Consider the following 26,345-nt stretch of genomic DNA (forward strand, 5'->3'; position numbering starts at 1 on the left):
CTCATCCACACCTATTCAATTTTTTTACTAGCGAGGGGACGCCGTGCACCCGTTCCGCAAGGCCGTCGAGACCCATGACCACGCGGCGCTGGAGGCCCTGCTGGCCGACGACGTCGTGTTCACCAGCCCGGTCGTCTTCAAGCCGTACCGGGGCAGGGCGATCACCGCCGCGATCCTGCGTGCGGCGGACCGCGTCTTCGAGGACTTCGCCTACGAGCGGGAGATCGCCGACCCGGCCGGCCGCGACCACGCCTTCGTCTTCAACGCGACGGTGGGCGGCAAGCGGATCCAGGGCTGCGACTTCCTGCACTTCGACGAGGCCGGCCGGATCGACGCCTTCACGGTCATGGTCCGCCCCCTGTCCGCGGCCAACGCCCTCGCCGAGGCGATGGGCGCCCAGTTCGACCGCATCGCCCAGGAGGCGGCGCAGGCCTAGGCAGCCCGGCGGAGGGAGGAGCCCCTCGGCCCGCGCGCCCGCCGCTAGCGGGCCGCGCGGCAGGCCCCGCCCGCGTCGCTCGAGGAGAGGCCGGCCTGCTGGAGGGTGGCGACGCAGCTGGTCTGGTTGCCGATGGAGCCCTGGTAGCACCCCTGGGCGATGTCGGACGTGGACTTCTTGCCGTGTGCCACCACGTACTTCGTACAGTCCTGGACGCTGGCGGACGCTGCCGGGGCGGCGACGGCGACGCCGCCGGCCGCGAGGACCAGGGCGGCGAGGACACCGGGGAGGCGGGCCGACGGACGCATGCGGATGCACCTGCTCTCTCGGTCGGTCACGCGATCCGCGAGTGCGCCGGACCGCGGGCGGGGGCGGCGCGGAGCAGGCATTCCGGAAGGCGACCGGCTCACGCGTCGGCCACCCCCGCTCTTCCGACGCTAGAGCACCCCACCGGCGCCCGCACCGCGGCGGGGGCCGGGGCCGTACGGTGCGGCGGCGCGGCCGGGCCGCCCGTGCCGCCACCCGCGCCGCCGGCCGGTCCTGGTCCGGAGGCGGTGCGGGCGGTTGCGGTGGCCGCCGGGTGCGGTGGCGGTCAGGAAGTGCGCTTCAGCGTCCAGGTGTTGGGGTTGAAGCTGGGGACGGCGGAGTAGCGGCAGCCGCTCGAGTAGTAGCTGGCGGTGATGGTCCAGCCGGCCGGCGGCCAGGTGGAGGCGCAGGCGTTGACCTGGGTACCGACCGGGTAGCCGCGGAGGTCCTTGATCTGCTTGGTGTTGGGGTTGAAGCCGGAGCCGCAGCCGCCGCTGTTCCACCACTGGACGTCCACCCAGCCGTCGGGGGTGAGCGTGCTGGAGCACATGTTCTGCGTGTCGCCGGGGGCGGCCGAGGCGGGGCTCGCGGTGATCGCGAGGGCGGTGGCGGCCAGGGTGGCCAGCACGGCGGCGGTACGGGTGCGGATCATGAGGGGTTCCCTTCGCGGCGCGCCGGCATCGCCGCCGACCTTCGGCGGGCCGTCCGGGGCGCCGGGTCCTTGCTATCCGACCGGATCCGGCTGCAGACAGTCATCTTTGGGGCATAACTTTGCGTCGGTTTAAGGCCGTTGCCGACCGGTCGGCGGATCCGACCGCTATGACCGGAGTGGGGTGCTCAGGTAGCAGGCCACGTTCAGGGCGAGCTTCGGCGGGGCGCCGGTGGTCCTGCCGGAGGCGTCGAAGGAGAAGCGGAACGAACCCGACCGCACGCTCATGACGTTCCGGTAGCGCGGTTCGGCGCCCTCGAGCCAGGCGTGCGGCAGGCCCCGGTACGGTCCCTCGCAGGTCCGGGACACGTACCCCGACGCCGTGACCCCACCGGCGTCCGCGGTGCCGGCCGCAGCGAAGAAGCGCATGGTGTGGCGGGCCGAGCAGCCCACGACGCGCACCCGGGCGGGGTCGGCGAGACCGGCGGCGGGTACCGCGCAGCTGCCCTTGGGCAGGGCGAAGGCGGAGGCGGTGGCCTTGCGGGCGTCCGCGGCGGGAGCCGGTCGGACCTCGCCGGCCTCGCCGAAGCCGCTGGCCAGGAAGCTGGCCCGGAGGCGGGTCACGCCCTTGAGGAAGCGGGTGCCGGGGCCGTGCTGCACCCGGTCGAGCAGCACCGCGAGGTCGGCGTCGGCTCCGATCAGCCGGCCCTCCTCGTCCAGCCGGACGTACAGCGGCACGGGCAGGTCCATGACGCCGGGGCCCGTGCCGGTGTACGCGATCCGGTGCGGGAGCAGGGTCTGCGCCTGGCCGACCGTGAGCGTGGTGCGGTACTCGCGGCTGCCGTCGGGCTGGACCACGGGCGTCGCGTGCGGCCTGACCCGCGCGACGAGGTCGGCGAGCGTGCCGCCGTAGGGGAGGAACGGGCCCGGCGCGTGCACGGAGGCCGGTGCCCCGCCCCGCGGGTCGAGCGCCTTGCGGGTGGCCGGCGGGTAGCCGAGCCAGCCGCCGTCGACGCCCCGGGCCCGTACCTCGGAGCCGGCGACGGCGAGCCGCTGGGGGTAGGAGACGCCGGGTGCGTCGAGGTCGGCCGCGTCCTCGAAGCCGACCGGTACCTCGCGGGTCAGCAGGGCCTCGGCGGTGCCGCTGCGGAAGTCGACCCGGCCCTCGGTGACGTGGCGGGCGGTCGCGGTCACGCCGGCGTACTCGAGGGTGGAGGTGAAGCGCAGCGAGCCGGCGGCCCGGGTGGCGGCGATCGCGGCGGCGAAGTGCTGCGAGAAGGGCTTCCCGTAGACGTCGGCCCCCCGGCCCCCGTCGCCGTCCCCGAACGCGACGGCGCACGCGGTGGCGGTGAGCAGCAGCGGCAGTACCGCGGCCACTCCCCTGACGGCTCGTCTCATGCGTTGCGGACTGCTCATTCTTCCCCCCGGTAGCGCATCCGGATAATCGCTGGGCGATGTCAGGAGCGAATCGTATGCTCGCGCCTGATGGCCTCCCTCCCTGACTCCCCCGCCCCCGCAGCCGGCCGCGAACGCTCCGCGGTCCGTACGCTGCTGCGCCTGTGGCCGTTCGTGCGCCCCGTCCGCGCGCGCTGGCTGACGGCCGTGTTCGTCGCGATCGCCGCCTCCTGCGTGGGCCTGGTGATCCCGCTCGTCCTCAAGTGGATCGTCGACGGCCCGGTGGCCGCCGGCGACACGGCCGGGGTCGCCTGGGGCGCGCTGTGGCTGGTGCTGCTCGGGCTGGCGGAGGCGGGGCTGTTCGGCTACCGGCGCTGGCTGGTGGCGCGCCCGCTGTCGCGCGTGGAGGCGGACCTGCGGGGCGAGCTGTACGCGCACCTCCAGCGGGTACCGGTGGCCTTCCACGACCGGTGGGCCTCGGGCCAGCTGCTCTCGCGCGGGACGACGGACCTGATGATGGTGCGCCAGTTCCTGGCGTTCCCGCTGACGTTCCTGGTGGTCAACGCCGTCACGGTGGTGGCCGGTGCGGTGATCCTGCTGGTGCAGGAGTGGACGCTGGGGCTGGTGCTGCTGATCCCGGTGGTCCCGCTGGTGGTGCTGTGCGGGGCGTTCGAGGCCCGGTACGCGATCGTCTCGCGGCGGTCCCAGGACCAGGTCGGCGACCTGACCACGGTGGTCGAGGAGAGCGTGCTCGGCATCCGGATCATCAAGGGCTTCGGGCGCAACCGCAGCCAGGCCCGCGCGTTCCGCGAGCTGTCGGGCGAGCTGCGCGGCACGGAGCTGGTCAAGGCCCGGCTGCTGGCGGGCATCTCGGCGTACATGACCGTGCTGCCGGAGGCGGCCATCGGGGTGGCGCTCGTGCTGGGCACCGTGCAGGTCGCGGACGGGGACCTGTCGGCCGGCACCCTGGTGGCCTTCCTCTCCACGGCGCTGGCGCTGCGCTGGCCGGTGGAGTCGATCGGCTGGCTGCTGGCCCTGTGCCAGGAGGCGGCCACCGCGACCGAGCGCTACTTCGAGGCGCTGGACGAGCCGCGCGAGGACCCCTGGGACACGACGGGCCCGGGCCGGGGCCCCGACCCCGCTCCGATCGCCACGGACTCGGCCACGGCCACGGTCCCGCCGGTGACGGGGTCCGGCGCCACCGGGGCGCCGACGGCGGCCGGTGCGCCGGGGCCCGCGGCCGCCGGCGGCCTGCGCCTGGAGGGCGTCCGGTTCCGCTACCCCGACGCCGACCCGGACTCGCCCCCGGTGCTCGACGGTGTCGATCTGCACGTGCGCCCCGGCGAGACGATGGCCCTGGTCGGCGCCACCGGCAGCGGCAAGACCACCCTGACCGCGCTCGTGCCACGGCTGCACGAGCTCGTCGGCGGCCGCATCACCCTCGACGGCGAGGACGTCACGGCCATGCCGCGCGAGCGGCTGCGCTCGCTGGTGTCGGTGGCGTTCGAGGAACCGACGCTGTTCTCGACGACCGTCGAGGAGAACGTGTCGATGGGCGGCCCCGAGGTCGCCCGCGCCCTGGCCACGGCCCAGGCCGAGTTCGTCCACGACCTGCCGGAGGGCCTCGGGACCCGCGTCGGTGAGCAGGGCCTGAGCCTGTCCGGCGGCCAGCGCCAGCGGCTCGCGCTGGCCCGGGCCGTCGCGGGCAGCCCGCGCTTCCTCGTGCTGGACGACCCGTTGTCGGCCCTCGACGTGCACACCGAGGCGCTGGTCGAGGCCGCCCTGCGCCGGGTCCTGGCGGACACCACCGCGCTGGTGGTGGCGCACCGGCCGTCGACGGTCCAGCTGGCCGACCGGGTGGCACTGCTGTCCGGCGGCCGGATCACGGCCGTGGGCACGCACCACGAACTGCTGCGCGACAGTGTCGAGTACGCCTGGCTCATGTCGGGTACGGGGCCCTTCGGGGCGGAGGGGGAGCTGCGATGAGCGCGGACGCCACGGCCGGGGCGGACGCCTTCGACCGGGACGAGCTGGAGGCGCCGCCCGGGGCCACCGGCGCGCTGCTGCGCAGCCTCCTGGCGCCGCTGCGGGCCCGGGTGGTGGCGGCCGCGCTGCTGCTCGTCCTGGAGACCGCCGCCCGGCAGGCCGGGCCGCTGCTGGTCGCGTACGCCATCGACCGGGGCGTGCCCGCGGTCCGGGCCGGGGACCACGGCCCGCTGGTCGCGGTCGCCGTCGCCTACCTGCTGTGCGCGGCGGGCGCGGGCCTGCTCCAGTACGGGTACGTGCGGGCGATGGCCCGGGTCAACCAGGACGTACTGCTGGACCTGCGCGGTCGGATCTTCCGGCACGCCCAGGCGCTCAGCCTCGACTTCCACGAGCGCTACACCTCGGGCCGGCTGATCTCCCGCTCGACCACGGACGTGGAGTCGCTGCGCGAGCTGCTGGGCGAGGGGCTGCAGGAGCTGCTGGCGGTACTGCTGTCCTTCGTGTTCATCGGCGGCACCCTGCTCTGGCTGGACCTGGGACTGGGCGGGCTGGCGGTGGCCAGCTTCGGGCCGCTGTACCTCCTCGTGCGCAGCTACCGCCGGCGCGCCGAGCCGGTGTTCTCGGGGAAGTCCACCGCGATGGCGGCGGTGATCGTGAAGTTCACCGAGACCCTGAACGGCATCCGGCCGGTCCGCGTCTTCCGGCGGGAGCGGGCGAACGACGCCGAGTTCGCCGTCCTGAACCGGCGCCTGGAGCGGTACAACGGCGACGCGCTGCTGGAGATGGCCCGCTACGTCACCGGTTCCCGGAGCACCGCGAACCTCACGGTGGCGGCGATCGTGCTGTGGGGCGGCTGGCGGGTGGCCGAGGGGTCGCTCGACCTCGGCGTCCTGGCGGCCGCCGTGCTGTACCTGCGCCGCCTGTACGAGCCGATCGACCAGCTGTCGATGTTCCTCAACGCGTACGAGTCGGCCGCCGCCTCGCTGGCGAAGATCGCCGGCCTGCTGGCCCAGGCGCCCTCGGTGCCCGAGCCGGTCGCGCCCCGGGAGCTGCCGGTGCGCGACGGGGCGCACCCGGGCCGCGAGGTGGTGTTCGAGCGGGTGGGCTTCGGCTACCGCGGCGGAGTGGACGTGCTGCCGCCGTTCGACCTGCGACTGCCGGCCGGGCAGACGGTGGCCGTGGTGGGGTCGACCGGCGCGGGCAAGTCCACGCTCGCCAAGCTGCTGGCGCGGTTCTACGACCCCTCGCAGGGCCGGGTGCTGCTCGACGGGGTGGACCTGCGCGAGCTGTCGGGGCCCGACCTGCGGCGCGGGGTGGTGATGGTGACGCAGGAGGCGTTCCTGTTCTCCGGGAGCGTGGCGGACAACATCGCCCTGGGGCGGCCGGACGCCACCCGCGCGGAGATCGAGCAGGCCGCCAAGGCCATCGGGGCGCACGACTTCATCAGCTCCCTGCCGGACGGGTACGACACCGACGTGCGCAAGCGCGGCGGCCGGATCTCGGCGGGGCAGCGGCAGTTGGTGGCCTTCGCGCGGGCGCTGCTGGCCGATCCGGGCGTACTGATCCTCGACGAGGCCACCAGCTCCCTGGACGTGCCGGGCGAGCGGGCCGTGCAACGGGCCATGGCGACCGTGCTGCAGGGCCGTACGGCGGTGGTGATCGCGCACCGGCTGTCGACGGTGGAGATCGCGGACCGGGTCCTGGTGATGGCCGGCGGCCGGGTCGTGGAGGACGGCAGCCCCGCCGAACTGGTCGCGGGCGCGGGCCGCTTCGCGGAGCTGCACCGCGCGTGGCGGGACGGTCTGGTGCAGGGCCTGCCGTCCTGAGGCCCCGCTTCCGGCCAGGGCTTCCCGTCGACTTCGACGTCGGCGTCGGCGTCGGGGTCGGCGTCGGTCAGGCGTTCTCGACGTGCAGCAGCATCCTCTTGAGGAGGGCGGAGAGCGTGTCCTGCTCCTCGGCGGACAGCGGTTCGGCCATCGCGTCCTCGGCGACCCCGCGCAGCCGCATCGCCGCCTCCCAGCGGGCCCTGCCCTCCGCGGTCAGCTCGACGTCCACCCGGCGGCGGTCCTCGGCGGCGCGCAACCGCCGGACCAGCCCGGACTTCTCCAGGGTGTCGAGCCGCCCGCTCATCCCGGCCGGGGACAGCAGGAGTTCGCCGGCGAGCTCGGAGGGCGTGGCCCGGTAGGGCTCGCCACGGGAGGCGAGCCGGTGCAGGGTCTCGAACTCGAAGTGCTGGAGCCCGACTTCCGCCAGCGCCCGCTCCTTGGCCTGGTGCACGTGCTTGGTCAGCAGCTGGATGCGGGTGACGATCCCCTCGACGCGCTCGTCGAAGGGCGCCTTGCCGCGCCAGCGGGCGATGTGGCGGTCGACGGAATCCTCCATGCCGCCCATTATCGGGGGCCGCCCCGCACCGTTTTATTTCGTTGACGAACGATTCGCTAGCGAAATACTTTGCCGTCATGACTCCGCCATCGACTCGACCTGCCGCTCCCGGGGCGCCCGCCGCGCCCCCCGCCGCCGCCCCCGGGGCCCGACGCCCCGTCGGAGCCGGCACCGCACGCCTGCTGGTCGGCCGCTCCTTCGCCGCCCTCGCCAGTGCGCTCATCCCCACCACGCTCACCCTCGCCGTGGTGGGCACGGGCTCGACCGCCGACCTCGGCCTGGTGCTGGCGAGCGAGCTGGTGCCGATGCTGCTCCTGCTCCCCGTCGCGGGCGTGGTCGCCGACCGGTTCCGCGCCCAGCGGGTGGTGCTCACCGCCGACCTGGTGCGCGCCGCGGCCCAGTTCGGCACCGGCGCCCTGCTGCTGGCCGGCACGGTGCGCGTCCCCGCCCTCGCCGCACTGGCCGCGGTGACCGGCGCGGGCGTGGCCCTCGGCTCGCCGTCCGCCCACACCCTGGTGACCGCCGTGGTGACCGATCCGGACCGGCGGCTGCGCGTCAACAGCCGGCTCGGCGTGGCGACCGGGCTCGCCCAGGTCGCCGGTCCGGCCTCGGCGGGCACGCTGATGCTCGCCGTCGGGCCGGGCTGGTCCTCGCTGCTGACCGGGGTCCTGTTCACGCTGTCGGCACTGACCCTCGGCGGACTGCCCGCCACCCGACCGGCCGCCACCCGGCCGGCCCCCGGACGGGCGGCGGAGCGCACCGGCGCCGGCGCCGCGGCGTTCACGGCCGAACTGCGCGCCGGCTGGGCCGAGACGCGCCGGCACCCGTGGTTTCTCGCCAATGTCCTCGGCCACGGCGTCTGGCACCTGGCCGCCGGGGCGCTGCTCACCCTCGGCCCGCTGATCGCCGTGGAGTCCCTCGGCGGCGAGACGTCCTGGGTGGTCATCGCCCAGGTCGGCACGGCCGGCCTGCTGGTCGGGATGTGGGCGGCCGGCCGGCTCCCGGTGCGCCGCCCGCTGTGCTGGGTGGCGGTCGGCGCGGCGGCGTACGCCCTGCCGCTGACGGCGCTCGCGCTGCGGCTGCCCACCGCGGCGGTGGCGGCGGCGTACTGCGCGGGGATGTTCGGGCTCGGAGTGCTCAACCCCCTGTGGGAGACCGAGATGCAGCGCCGGATCCCGGCCGGTGCGCTGGGCCGGGTGGGCTCGTTCGACGCCCTGCTCTCGTTCGCGGCCCGGCCGCTCGGCCTGGCGGTGGCGGCCCCGCTGGCGGGCCTCACCGGGACGACCGCGCCGCTGCTGGTGGCCGCGGTGCTGGTGGCCGGCGCGAACCTCGCCGTACTGCTGCTTCCGGACGTACGTGCGGATACCCCGCGGGAGCCGGTCCCCGCCCTGGCATGATGTCCGCCTCAGCGGGACGTGTCGTACCCGCGTTCTATAAGCGCTATGAGGGGATCAGGTGGGGCATGGGCAGAGTCGGGACCGCCCTGGAGCAGCTGCGCGGCGCGCAGAAGTCCGCGAAGGGGGTGTCGCTCTACTCCCGGTTCGTGAACCGGCCGGCCGGGCGCTACCTGGCCGCGGGCAGTTATGCGCTCGGGCTCACCCCGAACCAGGTGACGCTGGTCAGCGCGGCCTTCAGCTTCGCCGCCGCGGCCGCGGTGGCGCTCACGGCGCCGTCGTGGGGGCTGGGCGTCGCCGTGTGGGCGGCGCTGGCCGTCGGCTTCGCCTTCGACTCGGCGGACGGCCAGTTGGCCCGGCTGCGCGGCAGCGGCAGCGCGGCCGGCGAGTGGCTGGACCACGTGGTGGACTGCGCGAAGCTCACCGCCCTGCACAGCTGTGTGCTGATCGCCTTCTACCGCTTCCCCGAGGACTACGGGATATCCGGCGACGGGGGCGAGCCGTGGCTCCTGGTGCCGCTGGGCTTCCAGTTCGCCGCGATCGTCACGTTCTTCGGCGGCCTGCTGACCGAGAAGCTCAAGCCCAAGCCCGCTCCGGGCAGCCCGGCGGCCGCGCCCTCGACGCTGCGCGCGGTGGCGCTGCTGCCGGTGGACTACGGCGTGTTCTGCCTGGTGTTCCTGCTGCTCGGCGGCGGCGGGCTGTTCCGGTGGGCGTACGCCGCGCTGGGCGCGGTGGCCGTGCTGTTCCTGGCGGCCTTCCTGGCCAAGTGGTTCCGGGAGCTGAGCGCGGTCAGGCGGTGAACACGGCCTGACGCCGGGCGCGGTCGGACGCCGGGCCCGGCCGGCGCGGGGCGGGCCGGGGGCCCGGACCCCCGGCCCGGGGCGGCTCAGCGCAGTTCGGCGACGGCCGGCGGCTCGGCGGCCGTCGGCTGGGAGAGCGCGTCCAGGGCCCGGCGCAGCTGGGTGCTGGACGTGTGCACCGTGTACGGGAAGTACACGACGTCCACGCCGACGGTGGCGAAGTCGGTCTCCAGCTTGTCGCCCTTGGGCGTGCCCCGCCAGTCGTCGCCCTTGAAGAGCACGTCGAACCGGACCTGCTTCCAGGTCTCCAGCTTGTCCGGAACCGTCTCCACGAAGGCCGCGTCCACGTACTTGACGCTGCGGACGATCTCCAGTCGCTCCACCAGCGGGATCATGGGGCGGCGGCCCTTGGCCAGCTCGGCCATCTCGTCCGAGACCACACCGGCGACGAGGTAGTCGCACTGGCTGCGGGCGTGCCGGAGGATGTTGAGATGCCCGATGTGGAACAGGTCGTAGGCACCCGGCGCATAGCCGACCCGGTACGGCCTGCTCGTGCGCTCCGCGGTCTCGGACATCTTTCGCTCCGTCATTGACAACCCCCCAAAAGCCGCACTCCCCAGTGCGGCGGATTATCAGACGATAGCGTGCACGTTCCACGGCGCGCGGATGAACGACTAGGGTGGCCGACGCACCACCCAGGGGGGAAGGGGACGCTCAGTGTCCACATCCAGTCACAGAAGACTGCTGCTGGTGTCCACGAATTACGCACCTGAGCACGCGGGGATCGGCCCGTACGCGACTCAGATCGCGGAGCACTGGGCGGAACTCGGTCACGACACACACGTGTTCGCGGGCATGCCGCACTACCCCTCGTGGGCGCTGGAACCGGAGTACAAGGGGGCGCTCCGGCGCACGGAACAGCGCGCGGGGGTCACCGTGCACCGGCGCGCGCACACCGTCCCGGCCCGCCAGACCGCCGTCAAGCGGGCCGCGTTCGAAGGATCGATCCTCCTGCACGGCGCCGTGGCACCGCCGCGGATGCCGAAGCCGGACGCGATCCTCGCGCAGATGCCGAGCCTGGCCGGCGGGGTGCTCGCCGCCCGGCTCGCGGCCAAGTGGAAGGTCCCGTACGTCCCGGTCGTCCAGGACCTGATGGGCGCGGCGGCCGCACAGAGCGGGATCAGCGGCGGCGACAAGGCGGCCGCCCTGGCCGGCCGGGCGGAGGCGTACGCGCTGACCCGGGCCACGCTGGTGGGCGTCATCCACGAGACGTTCGTGGACAAGGTCGTCGCCATGGGCGTGGACGAGAAGAAGATCCGGCTCGTCCCCAACTGGTCGCACGTGGCCACCCCCACGCAGCCGCGCGGCGAGACCCGCCGGCACCTGGGATGGTCGCCGGACCAGACGGTGGTGCTGCACTCCGGCAACATGGGCCTCAAGCAGGGTTTGGAGGTCCTGGTGGGCGCGGCCCGGCTGGACCCGAAGGTGCGGTTCGTGCTGATGGGCGACGGAAGTCAGCGTTCCGCTTTGGCCGATCTGTCCGCCGACGTCCCCAACCTGGACATCATCCCCCCTGCCGAGGACGGAAAGTTCCCGGATATCCTCGCCGCGGCGGACGTGCTCGCCGTGACGCAGCACGCGGCGGTCCTCGACATGAGCGTGCCGTCCAAGCTGACCTCCTACTTCGCGGCCGGGCGACCGGTCGTCGCGTCGGTAGCGGCCGAGGGCGGCACCGCGCAGGAGGTCAGGCGCTCCGGCGCCGGGGTGCTCGTCCCGCCGGAGGATCCGCACGCCCTGCTGGAGGCCGTACGGTCGCTGGCACAGGACCCGGCGGCGGCCGACGAGCTGGGCGCCGCGGGACCGCGCCACGTGGCGGCGCACCTCAGCCGCGAGGCGGGCCTGGCCCGGATCGACGCACTGATAGACGAAGCACTTGGGGGACCCCTGCCGTGACGGAGACGAACCGACCCGCCGCGGCCGTGACCGCGGGAGAGGACGAACCGGACCTCCTGAGGGACCAGTTCCGGCAGCTGACCCGCTACCGGCGGATCCTGCTCGGCGGCGTCGGCGTCGGCCTGGTGGGGGGCGCGTACCTGGGGATCTCCTCCGCGGACACCTACGTGGCCAGTTCGGACGTCGTGCTGCGGGCACCCGCGCTCAACCCGTTCGACGCGAACGGCTCCTCCCCCGACAAGTTGATCAACATCGGCTCGGAGCGGCAGGCCGCCCTCGGCAACGAGGTCGCCAAGACGGCGGCCAAGGACCTGGACCTGCCCACCGACGAGCTCGGCGCCCTGCGCCGGGGCCTGCAGGTCACCAACCCGCCGCAGACCCTCGTGCTGCGCTTCACCTACACCTCGACCTCGCCCGCCCAGGCCGCGAAGCGCGCCAACGCGATGACCGAGGCCTACCTGAAGAACCGCCAGGCCGCGTACGAGTCCCAGCGGGACAACATGGTCAAGGCGAAGAAGAAGCAGGCCACGCCGCTCGCGGAGCGCATCGAGGACCTCAACAAGGAGATCAGCCGGACGCCCGACGGCCCGGGCCGGGACACGCTCCTCACCCAGAAGGCCGTCGCCGCCGACACCAAGGGCGGGATCGAGAGCGACATCCAGAAGCTCCAGTCGCTCGACATGGCCCCGGGCCGGATCACCAACACCGCCACGCCCCCCAAGTCCCCGGACGGCCCCGGCGTGATCATGTCGCTGCTGCTCGGTGGTGCCGTGGGCCTGGCCCTCGGCCTGCTCGCGGCCTGGGTGCGGCTGGTCTTCGACCCGGCACCGCGCTCCGACGGCGACGTGGCCCGCGCCCTGCGCGCCCCCGTGCTCGGCACCCTGCCCCGGGACAAGACCGGCGGCGGCCCGCTGCTGGCCGCGGGCGACGTCGACCCGCGGCTCGCCGAGGAGTACCGCTCGGTGGCCTTCCGGCTCGCCTACGACTCCCGGTTCGCCGACCGGCGCCGGCTGCTCGTCGTCGCACCGCGCGGCAGCAGCGAGCAGGCGGCCGCGGTGGCCGTCAACCTGGCCGCGTCCTTCGCCGAGACCGGCAAGGACGTCCTGATGATCGAGGCCGACCTGCGCACGCCGGTGCTGGCCAGCCAGCTGCGCACCGACACCGGGGCGCGTCCGCGCTGGAGCAGCCAGCTGGGCGGCACCACCGAGGCGGAGTGGCCCGACGGCCACCAGCTCGTCGTGGACGCCGGCGAGTCCGGCTCGTTCGACCTCATCCCCGGCGACGAGGTGCGCAACGTGGCGCGGGCGCTGACCTCGCAGCGGACCTCCCGGCTCATCTCCGAGGCGGACTCCCCCAACTCGACCGTGGTCGTGCTGGCCCCGCCCGTGCTCTCGTACGCCGACGCCCTCGCGCTCGTCGACCGCGTGGACGGCGTGCTCGTGGTCTGCAACCCGCGCGAGGTGCACCGCACCGACCTGGTCCGGATCCGCGAGCTGATCAGCGGCGCGGGCGGCACGGTGCTCGGCGCGGTGGTGCACCGCGAGCAGCTCGGCCAGAAGAAGGGCGGCCGTGGCGGCGGTGGCGGTGACGGCGGCAAGGCCGGCCGTCGCGGCGGCGGGCGCGCCGAGGCGCCGGCCCCGGCGCCGCGCCGCCAGCACGTGCCGCCGCCGGCCGCGTCCGAGCGGACGCAGCCGACCCCCGACCCGGCGGGCCCGCCGAACCCGGCCGACCGCATCCCGGACCCGACCCAGCACATACCCGGTGACGGCAGTGACACCGTCGCCCTGCGCATGGTCCGCCCGGGCGAACGGTGACACCCCGCGAGCCGCGGCGGCTGGTGGCCGTCGCGGCCTCGGTCCTCGACCAGGCCGCCTCCAGCCTCACCAACATCCTCGTCCTGGTGCTGGCCGCGCGGCTGTCCTCCGCGGACGGCTTCGCGGCCTTCTCCATGGTGTACGTGGCCTTCAGCGTGCTGCTGGGCGTGAACATGGCGTACGTCGGCCAGACGGTGGTGCTCGAGCGCGGCTCCGGGGTCGGCGCGGTGTGCCGGTCCGCCGTGGCCTTCACGGGTCTGGGCTCGCTGGCCGCCGGCGCCCTGCTCGCAGCGGCCGGGCTGGTGCTGGGCGGGCCCTCGGGCGGGGCGTTCCTCGCGCTGGGCGCCGTCCTGCCCGTGGCCCTCGGCCAGGACGGGCTGCGCTACTGCTTCTCCGCCCTGCGGCAGCCGCAGCGCGCCCTGGCGGCCGACCTGCTGCGGCTGGCCTGCGTGGTCGCGGCCCTCACCACCCAGCCGCACGGGGTCTCGCCGGCCCGGCTGGTGCTGGTGTGGGGACTGTCGGCGCTGCCCGCGCTGGCGCTCGGGCTGTGGCTGCTGCGCCCGTTCACCGCGGGCGCGCGGGCGGACGTACGGCCGTACCTGCGCCGGGGTCACCTCGGGCAGCGGTTCCTGGTCGAGTTCGCGGTCGGCAACGGCTCCAGCCAGCTGGCCGTGCTCGGGCTCGGCGTGATCGCCACCCCGCTCGCGGTCGGCGCGCTGCGCGGTGCGACCACCCTGTTCGGACCGTTGAACGTGCTGTTCAACTCGGCGAACGCCTTCGGGCCGCCGCTGCTCGGCCGGTTCCGGGGCAAGCGGCGGGTGGTCCGGGCCACGCTGGGACTGGGCGGCGCGCTCGCCGTCGTGGGCGCGGGCTGGGGAGCGGTGCTGTACGCGCTGCCCGACCGGCTCGGCCGCGAACTGCTCGGGGCCACCTGGGGGGCGGCCTCGGCCCTGCTGCCGGCCACCGGCGCGCAGTACGCCGTGATGGGCCTGGGCACCTGCGCCCTGCTGACCCTGCGCGTGCTCAGCCCGAAGGCCACGCTGTCGGTGCAGGTGGTGTTCTCGCTGCTGTCGGTGGGCTTCCTGCTGGGCGGCTACGCCCTGTGGGGCGCGCCCGGCGCCGCGTGGGGTCTGGCGGCGGGCTCGGCCCTCAAGGCCCTGGCGGCCTGGTACCGGGTCTCGCGGGTGGAGCCCCGGCCGCGACCGGCGCAGGACGGGACGTCGGCGGCGGCGGTCACGGCCTGAGCCGGGGCGCCACCCCGACGGGAGCCGTCCCCTGACCGGGGCCTCGCCCGACCAGGGCCTCGCCTGACCGGGGCCTCGCCTACAGCCCGCCCGGTCCGGCCCGGGATCATCCTCGTGTGCCGGGGGCCGGCCCTCCGGGCGGCGGGGGGTCGGCCGGGGGCGGGCCGGGCGGTGGTCCGCCGGACTCCGGGGCGGCCTCCGGCACGGGCGCCGGGACGGGCTGGGCCCGCAGGGCCACGACCACCGACCAGACCACAGAGACCAGCGGCACCGCCACCACCGCGCCCACCACCCCCGCCGCGATCGACCCCGCGATCACGGAGACGGCCACCACCAGCGGGTGCAGCCGCACGGCCCAGCTCATGACCAGCGGGTGCAGCAGGTGCCCCTCGATCTGCCCGATGATCACGATCAGCGCGATCACGATGCCCGCGGTCAGCGGCCCCTTCGCCGCCAGCGCCACCACCGCCGCCACGGCCAGCGCCACGGGCGAGCCGATCAGCGGGACGAAGGCGGCGAAGAACTCCAGCAGCGCCAGCGGCACCGCGAGCGGCACGCCCAGGAAGAACAGCGCGAGGCCGACCAGCACCGCGTTCGTGGCGGCCACCAGCACGATCCCGTGCGTGTAGCCGGTGAAGGTGCTCCACGCGGCCCGGGCGGCGCGGTCCGTCCGCTCCCTGACACCCGGCGGCAGCTGGTCGTGGAACCAGAGCCACATCCGGTCCCCGGAGTGGATGAAGAACACCGACGAGAACAACGCGAGGGCCAGCGCGGTGAGCACCTTCACCACCTGGCCGGCCCCGCTGACCGCGGTGGACAGCAGCCGGGAGCGGTGGCTGGAGAGGAACTCCCCGATCTTGGCCTGGAGGTCGGACAGGGCGTGCGGATCCAGCCGGAAGGGCGGCTTCTCCAGCCAGCGCTCGATGCTGTCCAGGCCCTCCCGGAACTCGCGGACGAGCCTGTCGCTCTCCCCCGCCACCGCCTCCCCCACCAGGGCCAGCACGCCGAGCACGAGCGCGATGCTGCCCAGCAGGGACACCGCCACGGCGAGCCCGCGCGGCAGCCCCCGGGCCAGCAGGTCGGCCACCGGGCGCAGGAGCGCGGTGATGACCAGGCCCAGGAAGAGGGCCACGCCGATCTCGTGGAAGCGGCCGAGGATCCCGAAGACCCCGTACACGACGACGGCGACGACCAGCAGGCGCCAGGCGTACGCCGCGGCCTTGCGCAGGAGCGGGGACACCTGGGGCTGCATGCCGGTTCTGGTACCACCCGGCACCCGGCCCGCCACGCGCGCGCCCCCAGGTTCCCCCGACCGGGGGTCCGTACGGGCGACCGGCGCCCGGTGCCGGCGCGCGGCGGGCCGCCGCCCGCCGGAGCCTGGAGGGAGGACGCCACCCAGCCCATCGGAGGACGTGTGTCCCTGTCCCTCACCCTGGCGGTGCTCTTCGCGGTCTTCGCCGCGGGCAGCAACGCGCTCGGCACCGTGCTCCAGCGGCGGGCCGCCCTGACGGTGCCGCAGAGCTCCGGCTTCCGGCTCGGCCTGATCGTGGACCTGCTGCGGCGCCCGGTCTGGATCGGCGGGATCGCGGCGGTGGTCGCGGCCGGGGCGGGGCAGGCCCTGGCCCTGGCCTCCGGCCCGCTGGCGCTCGTACAGCCGCTGTTCGTGCTGGAGCTGCCGCTGGCGCTGCTGATCGCCTCGCTGTTCGTCCGGCGGCGGATGCCCGGGGCGGTGTGGGCGGCGGTGGCGGCGGTGGTGGTCGGGCTGGGTCTGGCGCTGGGGGCCGCCGCCCCCGAGGGCAACCGCGTCCACGTCCCGCCGGACCGCTGGGTCCCCGCGCTGGTCGCCTGCGCGGTGGCGGTCGGCGCGCTCGCCGCTGCCGGACTGCGGCGGCCGCCGGGGCGGATGCGGGCGGCGTGCCTGGGGGCGGCCACGGCCATCTGCTACGCGCTGACCGCGGCCCTGATGAAGTCGGCGGTCTACATCCTGGAGGACCACGGCTTCGTCGCCTTCCTCACCTCCTGGCAGACGTACGGCTTCGCGCTGACCGGCATGGCCGCCCTGACCCTGCTCGAGCACGCCATGCAGGGCGGTCCGCTGATCGCCTCGCAGCCGGCGCTGACGCTGGGCGACGCGACGGTGAGCCTGCTGCTGGGGATCCTGCTGTACTCGGAGCGGGTGCGCGGCGGCGGCTGGGTGTACGCGGAACTCGCCGGCCTGGCCCTGATCGTGGCCGGCGTCCTGGCCCTCTCCCGCCGCGACCCGGACCCGAACCCGCCGTCCGCCCCGGGGTCCGGCTCCGACGGTGCCGTCGCCGCCGACGCCGACGCCCCGGAATAGGGTCGCCGCGGCCACCTTCGAGATCGGCTCCGCCCTCGATGCCCGCTCGACGGCCACGCCACACCGCCGCGCACCGGCCCACCCGTCTGATCGACGGGGACGGGCCACGGGGCGGGAACGCGGAACCGGCCCGGGGGCGGGGCCCCCGGGCCGGTCCTGTGGGCCGCGGGTCAGCGCGGCTCACTGCGTGGGTTCAGTGCTGCTCGGTGGAAGGCGGCCTTCTCAGAAGGTGAGCTTCCAGCTGTTGATGTAGCCCGTGTCGTAGGTCGCGCGGTCCTGGACGCGGAGCTTCCAGGTGCCGGCCGCGGCCTCGGACGAGGCGTTCACCGTGTACTGCTTCACGACGTTGTCGGTGCTGTCGCCGGCGGAGAAGCTCTCCAGGGCGTAGACGCTGCCGTCGGGGGCGACGAGCGAGAGGGCCAGGTCACCGCGCCACGTGTGGACGATGTTGACGTCGACCTTCAGGGTGCTCGGCGCGTTGCCGGTGCGGGTGACGGAGATCGGCGACTCGGTGGTCGAGTTGTCGTTGATCGGGTAGTCCGTCGTGTTCTCGAACACGTTCTGCTGGCTCGTGCCGACGGTCCACGTGAAGGACGCGGTACCGGTCTGGTTGGCCGAGTCGGTGACCGTGACGGTCGTGTTGTACGTGCCGGCGGTCGACGCCGTGCCCGAGATCAGACCGGTCGAGGAGTTGATCGACAGGCCGGTCGGCAGGCCGGTGGCCGCGTAGGACAGCGCCCCCGCGTTGGTGCTGCTGGCCTGGACCTGCAGGCTGACCGCACTGCCGGTGACGGTGGTCTGGTTGCCCGGGTTGGTGACCGTGACACCGTTCTGGATGCGGCTGCCGACCGCGATGCCCGCCCAGGCGTTCGCGGCGTTGTTGTACGTGGTCGAGCCCTGGCCGTACAGGTCGGCGGCGGCCTGCAGGGTGGCGGTGCGGGCGGCGGCGTAGTTCGTGTTGGACTTGAAGTAGCCCACCGTCAGCGCGCGGAACCAGATCTTCTCGGCGGCGGCCCGGCCGATGCCGGTGACCGGCAGGTTGTCCGCGGTCGGCGAGTTGTAGCTGACGCCGTTGATGACCTTCGCGCCCGAGCCCTCGGAGGCCAGGTAGAACCAGTGGTTCGCCGGGCCGGAGGAGTAGTGGACGTCCACGCTGCCGATGCCGGAGTACCAGCTGTCCTTGGACGAGCCGTCCTTGCTCGGCTTGTCCATGTAGCGCAGCGGGGTGCCGTTGCCGTTGATGTCGATCTTCTCGCCGACGAGGTAGTCGCCCACGTCGGAGGCGTTGTTCCCCCAGAACTCGACGGCGGCCGCCATGATGTCGGAGGTGGCCTCGTTCAGGCCGCCGGGCTCGCCCGAGTAGGTCATGTTGCCGGTGACCGAGGTCAGACCGTGGGTCATCTCGTGGGCGGCCACGTCGATGGAGGTCAGCGGCTTGGAGTTGCCGGAGCCGTCGCCGTAGGTCATGCAGAAGCAGCTGTCGTCCCAGAACGCGTTCACGTACGAGTTGCCGTAGTGGACGCGGCTGTACGGGGCGACGCCGTCGTTGCGCAGGCCGTTGCGGCCGTGCACGGTCTTGTAGTAGTCCCACGTCAGCTGGGCGCCGTAGGCGGCGTCCGCGCCGGCGGTCTCCGCGTTGGAGGCCTGGCCGTTGCCCCAGGTGTCGTCCGGGCCGGAGAACAGCGTGCCGGTGCCGGAGCTGCCGTGGTTCAGGTTGTACGTCTTGTGGTTGCCGCGCGTCGCGTCGGTCAGGTTGTACGTGCTGCCCGACTGCGAGGAGCCGATGGTGACCTGGCCGCTGTACTGCGTGTTGCCGATGCCGGTCTCGATCGTCTGCCACTCCGTGATCTTGGCGCCGGTCCTGGCGTCGGTGACCACGTGCAGGCGGCTCGGCGTGCCGTCGTGCTGGACGCCGCCGACCACGGTCTCGTAGGCGAGGCGGGGGGCGCCGGTGGCGGCCCAGATCACCTTGCGGGCGGAGTTGGCGGCCTTGGCGTCCTTGCCGCCCTGCGCCTTGGCGGCGCCGATCGCCTGCTTCTCGGCGGCCGAGGCGGCCACGGTGGCCGTGGTCGTCGGGACGCTGATGACGTGGTTGGTGGCGCGGGTGACGGACCTGGTCACGCCGGCGCGGGCGTGCACCGTCAGGTCGCCGCCGAGGACGGGCAGTCCCTTGTACGTCCGCTCGTAGGTGGTGTGCGTCGTGCCGTCGACGTCCTTGACCACGTCACGGACGAGGAGCCGCTCCTTGGCACCGAGCCCGAGGGCCTTGGCGGCCCGGGCGGTGGTGGAGTTGGCCTCCGCGATGAGCGTCGCACGCTCGGAGGGGCTCAACTTGGCGGGGGCGGCGCCGGGGTTGGAGCGGGGCGCGGCGGCCGGGGCCTTGGACGCGGTGGCGTCGGCGGAGGCGGTACCGGTCTGGATGCCGACGGCGAGCATGGCCGCGGCGGCAACGAGTGCGCCGGCGGCGGTGGCACGCCTGTGGGGGGTCGGACTCAACGCAGACTCCTTCTGCAGGGGGGTTCCGGAAGGCTGGGTGGGCCACCGGGCAGAGCAGGCTTGTGCGCAGAACGGAGTGAAGAGTGCCACCGCGGGTGTATGAATGTCAGGGTCGCGTCAAAAGGTTGGCCGGAAATCGTTCGTTGTCCGAAGAGACACATCCGATATACGAACTGTCCGTACCCAGGTGACGCCAGATCGCCCGTGTGTGCGAGAGTCATGTGGAACGAGGGATACCGCCTGTTAACGAACGGGCAACGAGCCGTTTCGTTCACGCAAACGGCGCCTTCCGTACGGGTGTTTGTCGTACTGTTTCCCGGTGCGTCAGTTGTTCGTCGCCAGGGGAAGCGATGGACGGGCGCACGACCATGAAGCGACGTGCCAGGGGGGCCCATGAGGCATGTTCACGTTCCCGCTGCGGGTGTGGCCAGATCAGCGACCACATCCGGGCATCCGACCCGCGGACTCGGCGTCAAAGCGCGCTGGTACCTGCCCGCCGCGCTGACCACCGACCTGCTCGGCGCGGGCGTCCCGGTCGCGCTCGTGTTCAACGCGTCCGACCAGCCGCGTCCGGTGGGGTGCGCCCTCGGGGCCGCGTTGGTCTGGACCGGCGTCCAGGCCCTTCGCCGCCGTTACGCCGGCCGCGCCCTGGGCGAATCGCGGGGCGTCCTGCCCGTACTGCACGACTGGCTGATTCTGATCGGGGTCCTGGCCGTGGCGCGGGCCGCGACCGGTGAGTCCAGCGCTCCGCTGGTGTCCCTGTGCGCGCTCGTGCCGGCCCTGCTCCTCACGGTCGCCTGCCACAAGCTGACCTACCGCCACCTCGGAGCCGCCCGCCGCGAGGCCCAGGCCGTCAGCCGGGTCCTCGTCGTCGGCGAGCCCGAGGCCGCCGAGGCCGTCATCGGCCACCTCGCCGGCCGCACCGACCACCCGTACGTCGTCGTGGGCGCCGTCCCCATCGGCCCCGGCCGTCTGACCAGCGGCGTGCCCGAGCCGGCGCGGCTCGGGGCGGAGGCGGCGGAGGGACTGTCCGAGGCGGAAGCGGTCCTCACCGCCGTCCGCGACCAGCACGCCGACCTCGTGCTCGTCGCGCCGGGCGCCCGGCTCGCCGGCGAGCGGCTGCGCCGCATCGCGTGGGCGCTGCACGACGCCGGCCTCGAACTCGCCGTCTTCCCGGGCCTGGTCGAGATATCCGTCAAGCGCCTGGAGACCCTCTCCGCGGGCGGTCTGGCCGTGCTCCGCGTCGCGCCCCCGGTGAGCCGCGGCATCCAGCCCGTCCTGAAGTCGGCGCTCGACCGCGTCGGCGCGGCCCTCGGGCTGCTGGTCCTGGCCCCGGTCTTCCTCGGCCTCGTCGCCGCGATCCGACTCGGCTCGCCCGGGCCCGCCTTCTACACGCAGCGCCGGATCGGGCGCGACGGCGAGCCGTTCACCATGTGGAAGTTCCGCACCATGGTCGTGGACGCCGACCGGCTCAAGGCGGAGCTCGCCGGCTCCAACGAGAACGACGGCCACATGTTCAAGATGCGCCGCGACCCCCGGGTCACGCGGGTCGGCCGGCTGCTGCGCCGCACCTCGCTCGACGAGCTGCCGCAGCTCTTCAACGTGCTGACGGGTCAGATGTCCCTCGTCGGGCCGCGGCCTCCGCTGCCCGAGGAGGTGGCCGAGTACGACGAGGTCGAGCTGCGCCGGCTGTCGGTCCGCCCGGGCATGACCGGCCTGTGGCAGATCAGCGGCCGGTCGGACCTGTCCTGGGACGAGACGATCGCCCTGGACCTGCAGTACGTGGACAACTGGTCCTTCACCAGCGACGTCGACCTGGTCGCCCGGACCTTCCGGGCCGTGGTCGACGGCCGCGGGGCGTACTGAGAGGCCCGTACGTGACCCGTTCCACCCCGTTCGCGCGGACGGCGGTCCTGCCGGCCGCGCAGGAGGGGCCGGCCCCGCACCCGGGACCGGCCCCCCGCACCGCGTCAGCCCTGCTCGCGCCACCAGCGGTAGGTGCTCGCGATGCCGTCGCGCAGCGCGATCTGCGGCTTCCAGCCCAGAGAGGTAAGCCGGCGCACGTCCAGCAGCTTGCGGGGCGTGCCGTCCGGCTTCGCCGTGTCCCACACCAGGCGCCCGGTGAAGCCGGTCACGTCGGCGACGGTCTCGGCCAGCTCCTTGATGGTCAGGTCCTCGCCGCACCCGATGTTGACCGGCTCGTCCCCGTCGTACGAGGACAGCAGCACCGCGCAGGCCGCGGCGAGGTCGTCCACGTGCAGGAACTCGCGGCGCGGCGTGCCCGAGCCCCACAGCACGACCTCGTCGCGCCCCTGCTCGGCCGCCTCGTGGAAGCGGCGGATCAGGGCCGGCAGCACGTGCGAGGTCTCCAGGTCGAAGTTGTCGCCCGGACCGTAGAGGTTCGTCGGCATCGCCGAGACGAAGGAGGCCCCGTACTGCTTCCGGTACGACTGGACCTGCACGATGCCGGCGATCTTGGCCAGCGCGTACGCCTCGTTCGTCGGCTCCAGCGGGCCGGTCAGCAGGGCGTCCTCGGTGATCGGCTGCGGCGCCAGCTTCGGGTAGATGCAGGAGGAGCCCAGGAACAGCAGCCGGCCCGTGCCGGCCGCGTGCGCCCCGGCGATCACGCTGAGCTGGATCCTGAGGTTGTCCTCCAGGAACTGCACCGGATAGGTGCTGTTGGCCATGATGCCGCCCACCTTGGCGGCGGCCAGGACGACCGCGTCGGGGCGGACGTCTTTGAGGAAGGCCTCGGTCGCCGCCGCGTCGCGGAGGTCGAGGTCCTCGCGGCCGCGGGTGATCACCTCGTGGCCGTCGGCGGTCAGCCGCCGGGCCACGGCGGATCCCACGAGGCCGCGGTGGCCCGCGACGAAGACGCGGGCACGGTCGGGCAGGTACGGCGATGCAGTCATGCATCGGATAATGCCAAACCCGGTTCACCCGCAGGGGACCAACCCCGCATTTCAGTACGAACCATGAACGACACTCTCACCCTGGGGGATCCCGCATGAGCAAGACAGCACTGATCACCGGAGTCACCGGCCAGGACGGCTCCTACCTGGCCGAGCTCCTGCTCTCCAAGGGCTACACGGTGCACGGGCTCGTGCGGCGCTCGTCCAGCTTCAACACGGAGCGCATCGACCACATCTACCAGGACCCGCAGACGGCCAACCGGTCCCTGGTGCTGCACCACGCCGACCTCTCGGACGGCGTCGCCCTGGTGAACCTGCTGCGCGACATCCAGCCCGACGAGGTCTACAACCTCGGAGCGCAGTCGCACGTCCGCGTCTCCTTCGACGCCCCGCTCTACACCGGCGACGTGACCGGCCTGGGCGCGCTGCGGCTGCTGGAGGCCATCCGGGCGTCGGGCGTGGACACCCGCATCTACCAGGCCTCGTCCTCGGAGATGTTCGGCTCCACCCCGCCCCCGCAGAACGAGCAGACCCCGTTCCACCCGCGCAGCCCGTACGGTGCCGCCAAGGTCTTCGCGTACTGGGCGACGGTGAACTACCGCGAGGCCTACGACATGTTCGCGGTGAACGGCATCCTGTTCAACCACGAGTCCCCGCGCCGCGGCGAGACCTTCGTGACCCGCAAGATCACCCGCGCGGTGGCCCGCATCAAGCACGGCCTGCAGGACAAGCTCTACCTCGGCAACCTCGACGCGGTCCGCGACTGGGGCTACGCGCCGGAGTACGTCGAGGCCATGTGGCGCATGCTCCAGCAGGACGAGGCCACCGACTACGTGGTGGCCACCGGCGTGGCGGCGACGGTCCGTCAGTTCGTGGAGTCCTCCTTCGCGCACGCCGGCCTCGACTGGAACGAGCACGTGCGCTACGACCCCAAGTACGAGCGCCCCAGCGAGGTCGACGCGCTGATCGGTGACGCGAGCAAGGCCGAGGAGCTGCTTGGCTGGAAGCCGACGGTCCTGGTCGAGGAACTCGCGCGGATCATGGTGGACGCCGACCTCCGCCAGGTCGAGGACCAGCTCGCCGGGGCCACGGTCCGCATCGACCGCTGAGCGCCGCCCGTCACTGAGAGTTCACACGTCCCGGTCGGCACGCACCAGCGCCGACCGGGACCTGACGCCGTATGTCCGCAGTGCACCGTTTCTCCTGCGCCCGTTGATATCGATTGGTATCCAATGGGTCAAGTGGCGTGACCGGGCCTCCACTTAAGCCCTAATCTGCGCCAGTACATATGGCTGTTCGGATAAATCCAGCCATTCAAGACCGGGCGATCGCCCTGGGGGGCTCATGCGTAGATCAAGAGGGCTGACCACAGCCCTCGTCCTGTCCATCGTCGGCGCCGGCGCCGGCGTCGGATTCGTGATGATGCCGTCGGCATCGGCCATCACCTCGCCGGTCGCCTTCACGGCCGACGACCTGCCGACCTGGCAGACCAACGGCATCGTCTTCGCGATGGCGCAGGCCAAGGGCACCGTCTTCGCGGGCGGCACGTTCTCGGCGGTCACGCCGCCCGAGGGCGCGGCCGGCACCGAGCAGGAGGCCGTGAACTTCGCGGCGTTCGACGCCGCCACGGGCGCGCCGACCGACTGCAAGCTGTCCTTCACCGTCGGCGAGGGCTCGGCCACCGTCCGGGCGCTGGCCGTCTCCAAGGACGAGGAGACCCTGTACGCCGCCGGCTACTTCGGCGCCGTCAACGGCGTCCCGGTCGCCAGCGTCGCCGCGATCGACATCGCGAGCTGCACCCCCAAGGCGTCGTTCCACCCGTCGTTCCCGGCGACCGTGCGCGCGCTCGCCGTCACCGACGACACCCTGTACGCCGGTGGCGACTTCGGCACCGTCGAGGGCCAGACCCGTGAGCGGTTCGCCGCGGTCGACGCCTCCTCCGGCGCCCTGAAGCCGTTCACGGCCAACGCCGACGAGCCGGGCCGCGCCGTCGAGGTCACCCCCGACGGCAAGAACGTGATCCTCGGCGGCGACTTCTTCTACGTCAACGGCGCCAACAGCCACGCGCTGGCCGTGGTCGACGCCACCACCGGTGCGAACACCAAGACGTACCCCAGCGGGTACATCCCCACGACCTCGGTCGTGAAGGACATCGCCACCGACGACGAGGGCGGCTTCTACACCGGCAACGAGGGCTCCGGCGGCGGCGTCTTCGACGGCCGCATCGGCCTGCGGCTGAGCGACTTCACCGAGAAGTGGCGCGACCGCTGCCTGGGCGCGACCCAGTACGTGCTGCCCTACCAGGGCGTGCTCTACAGCTCCTCGCACGCGCACGACTGCTCGCTCGAGGGCCAGTTCCCCGACGGCAAGCGCAACTTCTTCAACGCCCAGCTGACCAACCACGAGGGCGCCGCCCCCGCGCCCGTGGGCGGCTACGTGCGCAGCCCGCGCAAGCTCGGCTGGCACCCCACCGCGAACGACGGCATCGGCGAGGGCATCGGCCCGCGCGTGATGACCATCGCGGAGAAGGACGGCGTCAAGTACATGTGGGTGGGCGGTGAGTTCACCCAGATCAACGGCAAGCCGCAGATGGGCCTGACCCGCTTCGCCTCCACCGGTGACGTCGGCGCGCCCACCACCCCGGTCGCCAGCGCCTCGTCCGTCAAGCCCGGTGAGGTCCAGGTCCGCTGGCGCACCAGCTACGACCAGGACGACAGCAAGCTGACCTACCGCATCTACCGCAACGGCTCGGGCACCCCGATCGCCACGGTGAACGCGGAGTCCCTGGAGTGGGAGCGCCCGCAGGCCTCCTGGACCGACAGCACGGTCAAGGCGGGCCAGTCGTACACCTACCGCGTGACCGCGACCGACGCCGCCGGCAACACCAGCGCCCTGTCGGCCACCTCCAGCGTGACCGTCCCGGCCTCCGTCCAGGCGTACCCGAACCAGGTCCGCACCGACGGCGCCAGCCTGTACTGGCGCTACGACGACACCGTCACCCCCTACGTCGCCGACTCCTCGGACGGCGGCAACACCAGCGGTCTGCACGTCAACGGCCCGACCCTGCGCCAGGCGCCCGGTGCCCTCACCGGCCCGAGCACAGCGATCGCGTTCAACGGCACCGACCAGCAGGTCTACAGCGACCACCGCCAGACGGTGGGCAGCTCCTACTCGCTGGAGACGTGGTTCAAGACGGGCACCACGCGCGGCGGCAAGCTGATCGGGTTCGGCAACAACACGACCCGCAGCAGCGGCAGCTACGACAAGCAGATCTACATGACCAACACCGGCCGCCTGGTCTTCGGTGTCTACAACGGATCGACCCGGACGATCACCACCGGTCTGTTCGACACGTTCAACGACAACAAGTGGCACCACGTGGTCGCCACCCAGGGCCCGTCGGGCATGGCGATGTACGTGGACGGCAAGCTCAAGGACACCCTGAACGTCACCACGAACCAGGCCTACGAGGGCTTCTGGCACGTCGGCGGCGACAACCTGTCCAGCTGGCCGAACCGCCCGACGAGCAACTTCTTCGCCGGCCAGATCGACGAGACCGCCGTCTACCCGACGGTCCTGTCCCAGGCCCAGGTCACGAACCACTACAACCTGGCCAAGGCCGCGTCCGACACGGTCACCGAGGTCTCGGCGACCGAGGACACCTACGTCAACCAGGGCGCGCCGAGCGCCTCGTACGGCTCCGCCACCTCGCTCGCCGTCCGCGGCAGCGGCTCGCTGTACGAGACGTACCTGCGCTTCAACCTGCCGGCCGCCCCGGCCGGCCAGGTCCTGAAGGCCGCCTCGCTGCAGATCAAGACCAGCACGCAGACCGGTGCCGGTACGGCCGACAAGGTCTCCGTGGTCCCGGTCACCGGCACCTGGAGCGGGGCGAGCACCTCGTACACCACCAAGCCGGCGCTCGGCGCCACGGTCCTCGGCACCCTCGAGGGCATCCCGGACGGGTCGGCGCTGCACAGCATCGACCTGGACAAGTCGGCCCTCACGGCCGTGCTCGGCGGCTCGTACAGCCTGGCGCTGACCAGCAACGGCAGCGACCCGCTGTGGCTCTGGTCGGCCGAGTCCACCGCGAGCGAGGGCACGCCGCAGCTGGTCCTCACCTTCGGCCAGCCGTAACGGCCGAGCGGGTACGCCGCCCCGTGCGGCCGTACGCACCAAGGGCAGCGGGGTCCGGCCGCACCGGCCGGGCCCCGCGCCTGCATCGACACCCTCTGGAGCCACA

Annotated in this window: 20 protein-coding genes; 12 read left to right on the forward strand and 8 right to left on the reverse strand. The window is 73.3% G+C overall.

What is annotated here, in order from left to right; genetic code table 11:
• Positions 1 to 43 precede the first annotated feature (43 nt).
• Positions 44 to 436: a nuclear transport factor 2 family protein gene (locus IF43_RS0116345; RefSeq protein ID WP_030200471.1), complete on the forward strand. Its 393-nt coding sequence runs from the start codon at positions 44 to 46 to the stop codon at positions 434 to 436.
• 44 nt (positions 437 to 480) lie between these two features.
• On the opposite strand, the gene IF43_RS41640 is transcribed toward IF43_RS0116345, so the two are convergent.
• The 3 genes from IF43_RS41640 to IF43_RS0116360 all read right to left on the reverse strand — a co-directional run bounded on the left by IF43_RS41640 (position 481) and on the right by IF43_RS0116360 (position 2,789).
• Positions 481 to 627, reverse strand: coding sequence for a hypothetical protein (locus IF43_RS41640; RefSeq protein WP_158939347.1), 147 nt, complete (start codon positions 625 to 627; stop codon positions 481 to 483).
• Between the two features lie 401 nt (positions 628 to 1,028).
• Positions 1,029 to 1,394, reverse strand: coding sequence for a hypothetical protein (locus tag IF43_RS0116355; RefSeq protein WP_030200474.1), 366 nt, complete (start codon positions 1,392 to 1,394; stop codon positions 1,029 to 1,031).
• 165 nt (positions 1,395 to 1,559) lie between these two features.
• Positions 1,560 to 2,789 carry a hypothetical protein gene (locus IF43_RS0116360; protein ID WP_158939349.1) on the reverse strand — a complete coding sequence of 410 codons (1,230 nt, stop codon included), beginning with the start codon at positions 2,787 to 2,789 and terminating at the stop codon, positions 1,560 to 1,562.
• Positions 2,790 to 2,876: 87 nt separating this feature from the next.
• On the opposite strand from IF43_RS0116360, the gene IF43_RS0116365 reads away from it, so the two are divergent.
• Both IF43_RS0116365 and IF43_RS0116370 read left to right on the forward strand, forming a co-directional pair.
• Complete coding sequence (locus IF43_RS0116365; protein ID WP_037888808.1) at positions 2,877 to 4,772, forward strand: ABC transporter ATP-binding protein; 1,896 nt, start codon at positions 2,877 to 2,879, stop codon at positions 4,770 to 4,772.
• Positions 4,769 to 6,598 carry an ABC transporter ATP-binding protein gene (locus IF43_RS0116370; RefSeq protein WP_037888811.1) on the forward strand — a complete coding sequence of 610 codons (1,830 nt, stop codon included), beginning with the start codon at positions 4,769 to 4,771 and terminating at the stop codon, positions 6,596 to 6,598. The genes IF43_RS0116365 and IF43_RS0116370 overlap by 4 nt, the downstream gene beginning before the upstream one ends.
• Before the next feature lie 67 nt (positions 6,599 to 6,665).
• Here IF43_RS0116370 and IF43_RS0116375 read toward each other — a convergent pair whose 3' ends face one another.
• Positions 6,666 to 7,154 (reverse strand): MarR family winged helix-turn-helix transcriptional regulator, encoded by a 489-nt coding sequence (locus tag IF43_RS0116375; protein ID WP_078910214.1) that lies wholly within the window; start codon positions 7,152 to 7,154, stop codon positions 6,666 to 6,668.
• A gap of 77 nt (positions 7,155 to 7,231) precedes the next feature.
• On the opposite strand from IF43_RS0116375, the gene IF43_RS0116380 reads away from it, so the two are divergent.
• Together IF43_RS0116380 and IF43_RS0116385 are read left to right on the forward strand one after the other, a co-directional pair.
• The gene (locus tag IF43_RS0116380) at positions 7,232 to 8,551 is read left to right on the forward strand and encodes an MFS transporter (RefSeq protein WP_051795428.1); all 1,320 of its coding nucleotides are present in this window, start codon (positions 7,232 to 7,234) and stop codon (positions 8,549 to 8,551) included.
• Positions 8,552 to 8,616: 65 nt separating this feature from the next.
• Entirely contained in the window at positions 8,617 to 9,348 is a 732-nt protein-coding gene (locus IF43_RS0116385) for a CDP-alcohol phosphatidyltransferase family protein (protein ID WP_030200484.1), read from the forward strand.
• An 86-nt stretch (positions 9,349 to 9,434) separates the two neighbouring features.
• Here the strand turns inward: IF43_RS0116385 and IF43_RS0116390 are convergent, their stop codons facing one another.
• On the reverse strand, positions 9,435 to 9,923 hold the full coding sequence (locus tag IF43_RS0116390; RefSeq protein ID WP_030200487.1) for an adenylyltransferase/cytidyltransferase family protein: 489 nt from the start codon (positions 9,921 to 9,923) through the stop codon (positions 9,435 to 9,437).
• A gap of 172 nt (positions 9,924 to 10,095) precedes the next feature.
• Between IF43_RS0116390 and IF43_RS0116395 the strand changes: the two genes are divergently transcribed.
• Genes IF43_RS0116395 through IF43_RS0116405 form a run of 3 tightly spaced genes read left to right on the forward strand, consistent with a single transcriptional unit; the run spans position 10,096 to position 14,359 of the window.
• Entirely contained in the window at positions 10,096 to 11,301 is a 1,206-nt protein-coding gene (locus tag IF43_RS0116395; protein ID WP_030200489.1) for a glycosyltransferase family 4 protein, read from the forward strand.
• A complete protein-coding gene (locus IF43_RS0116400; protein ID WP_063753342.1) occupies positions 11,298 to 13,115 on the forward strand; it encodes a hypothetical protein in 1,818 nt (605 codons plus the stop codon). Before IF43_RS0116395 ends, IF43_RS0116400 begins: the two co-directional genes overlap by 4 nt.
• Positions 13,112 to 14,359, forward strand: coding sequence for a hypothetical protein (locus tag IF43_RS0116405; protein WP_051795430.1), 1,248 nt, complete (start codon positions 13,112 to 13,114; stop codon positions 14,357 to 14,359). The genes IF43_RS0116400 and IF43_RS0116405 overlap by 4 nt, the downstream gene beginning before the upstream one ends.
• A 106-nt stretch (positions 14,360 to 14,465) precedes the next feature.
• Here IF43_RS0116405 and IF43_RS0116410 read toward each other — a convergent pair whose 3' ends face one another.
• Positions 14,466 to 15,611, reverse strand: a complete 1,146-nt coding sequence (locus IF43_RS0116410; RefSeq protein ID WP_051795432.1) for an AI-2E family transporter — start codon at positions 15,609 to 15,611, stop codon at positions 14,466 to 14,468.
• Between the two features lie 168 nt (positions 15,612 to 15,779).
• On the opposite strand from IF43_RS0116410, the gene IF43_RS0116415 reads away from it, so the two are divergent.
• A complete protein-coding gene (locus IF43_RS0116415) occupies positions 15,780 to 16,697 on the forward strand; it encodes a DMT family transporter (protein ID WP_051795448.1) in 918 nt (305 codons plus the stop codon).
• Between the two features lie 222 nt (positions 16,698 to 16,919).
• Here IF43_RS0116415 and IF43_RS0116420 read toward each other — a convergent pair whose 3' ends face one another.
• Positions 16,920 to 19,193 (reverse strand): M4 family metallopeptidase, encoded by a 2,274-nt coding sequence (locus IF43_RS0116420; RefSeq protein ID WP_030200500.1) that lies wholly within the window; start codon positions 19,191 to 19,193, stop codon positions 16,920 to 16,922.
• A 393-nt stretch (positions 19,194 to 19,586) separates the two neighbouring features.
• On the opposite strand from IF43_RS0116420, the gene IF43_RS0116425 reads away from it, so the two are divergent.
• The gene (locus IF43_RS0116425) at positions 19,587 to 21,059 is read left to right on the forward strand and encodes a sugar transferase (RefSeq protein ID WP_030200502.1); all 1,473 of its coding nucleotides are present in this window, start codon (positions 19,587 to 19,589) and stop codon (positions 21,057 to 21,059) included.
• Between the two features lie 104 nt (positions 21,060 to 21,163).
• Here the strand turns inward: IF43_RS0116425 and IF43_RS0116430 are convergent, their stop codons facing one another.
• Complete coding sequence (locus tag IF43_RS0116430; RefSeq protein ID WP_030200505.1) at positions 21,164 to 22,105, reverse strand: GDP-L-fucose synthase; 942 nt, start codon at positions 22,103 to 22,105, stop codon at positions 21,164 to 21,166.
• Positions 22,106 to 22,200: 95 nt separating this feature from the next.
• Between IF43_RS0116430 and gmd the strand changes: the two genes are divergently transcribed.
• Together gmd and IF43_RS0116440 are read left to right on the forward strand one after the other, a co-directional pair.
• Positions 22,201 to 23,214: a GDP-mannose 4,6-dehydratase gene (gene gmd, locus IF43_RS0116435; RefSeq protein ID WP_030200507.1), complete on the forward strand. Its 1,014-nt coding sequence runs from the start codon at positions 22,201 to 22,203 to the stop codon at positions 23,212 to 23,214.
• A 235-nt stretch (positions 23,215 to 23,449) separates the two neighbouring features.
• Positions 23,450 to 26,239 carry a DNRLRE domain-containing protein gene (locus IF43_RS0116440; RefSeq protein ID WP_030200509.1) on the forward strand — a complete coding sequence of 930 codons (2,790 nt, stop codon included), beginning with the start codon at positions 23,450 to 23,452 and terminating at the stop codon, positions 26,237 to 26,239.
• The last annotated feature ends 106 nt before the right edge of the window (positions 26,240 to 26,345 follow it).

It is taken from the genome of Streptomyces sp. NRRL S-87 (assembly GCF_000719335.1).
Lineage (GTDB): Bacteria > Actinomycetota > Actinomycetes > Streptomycetales > Streptomycetaceae > Streptomyces.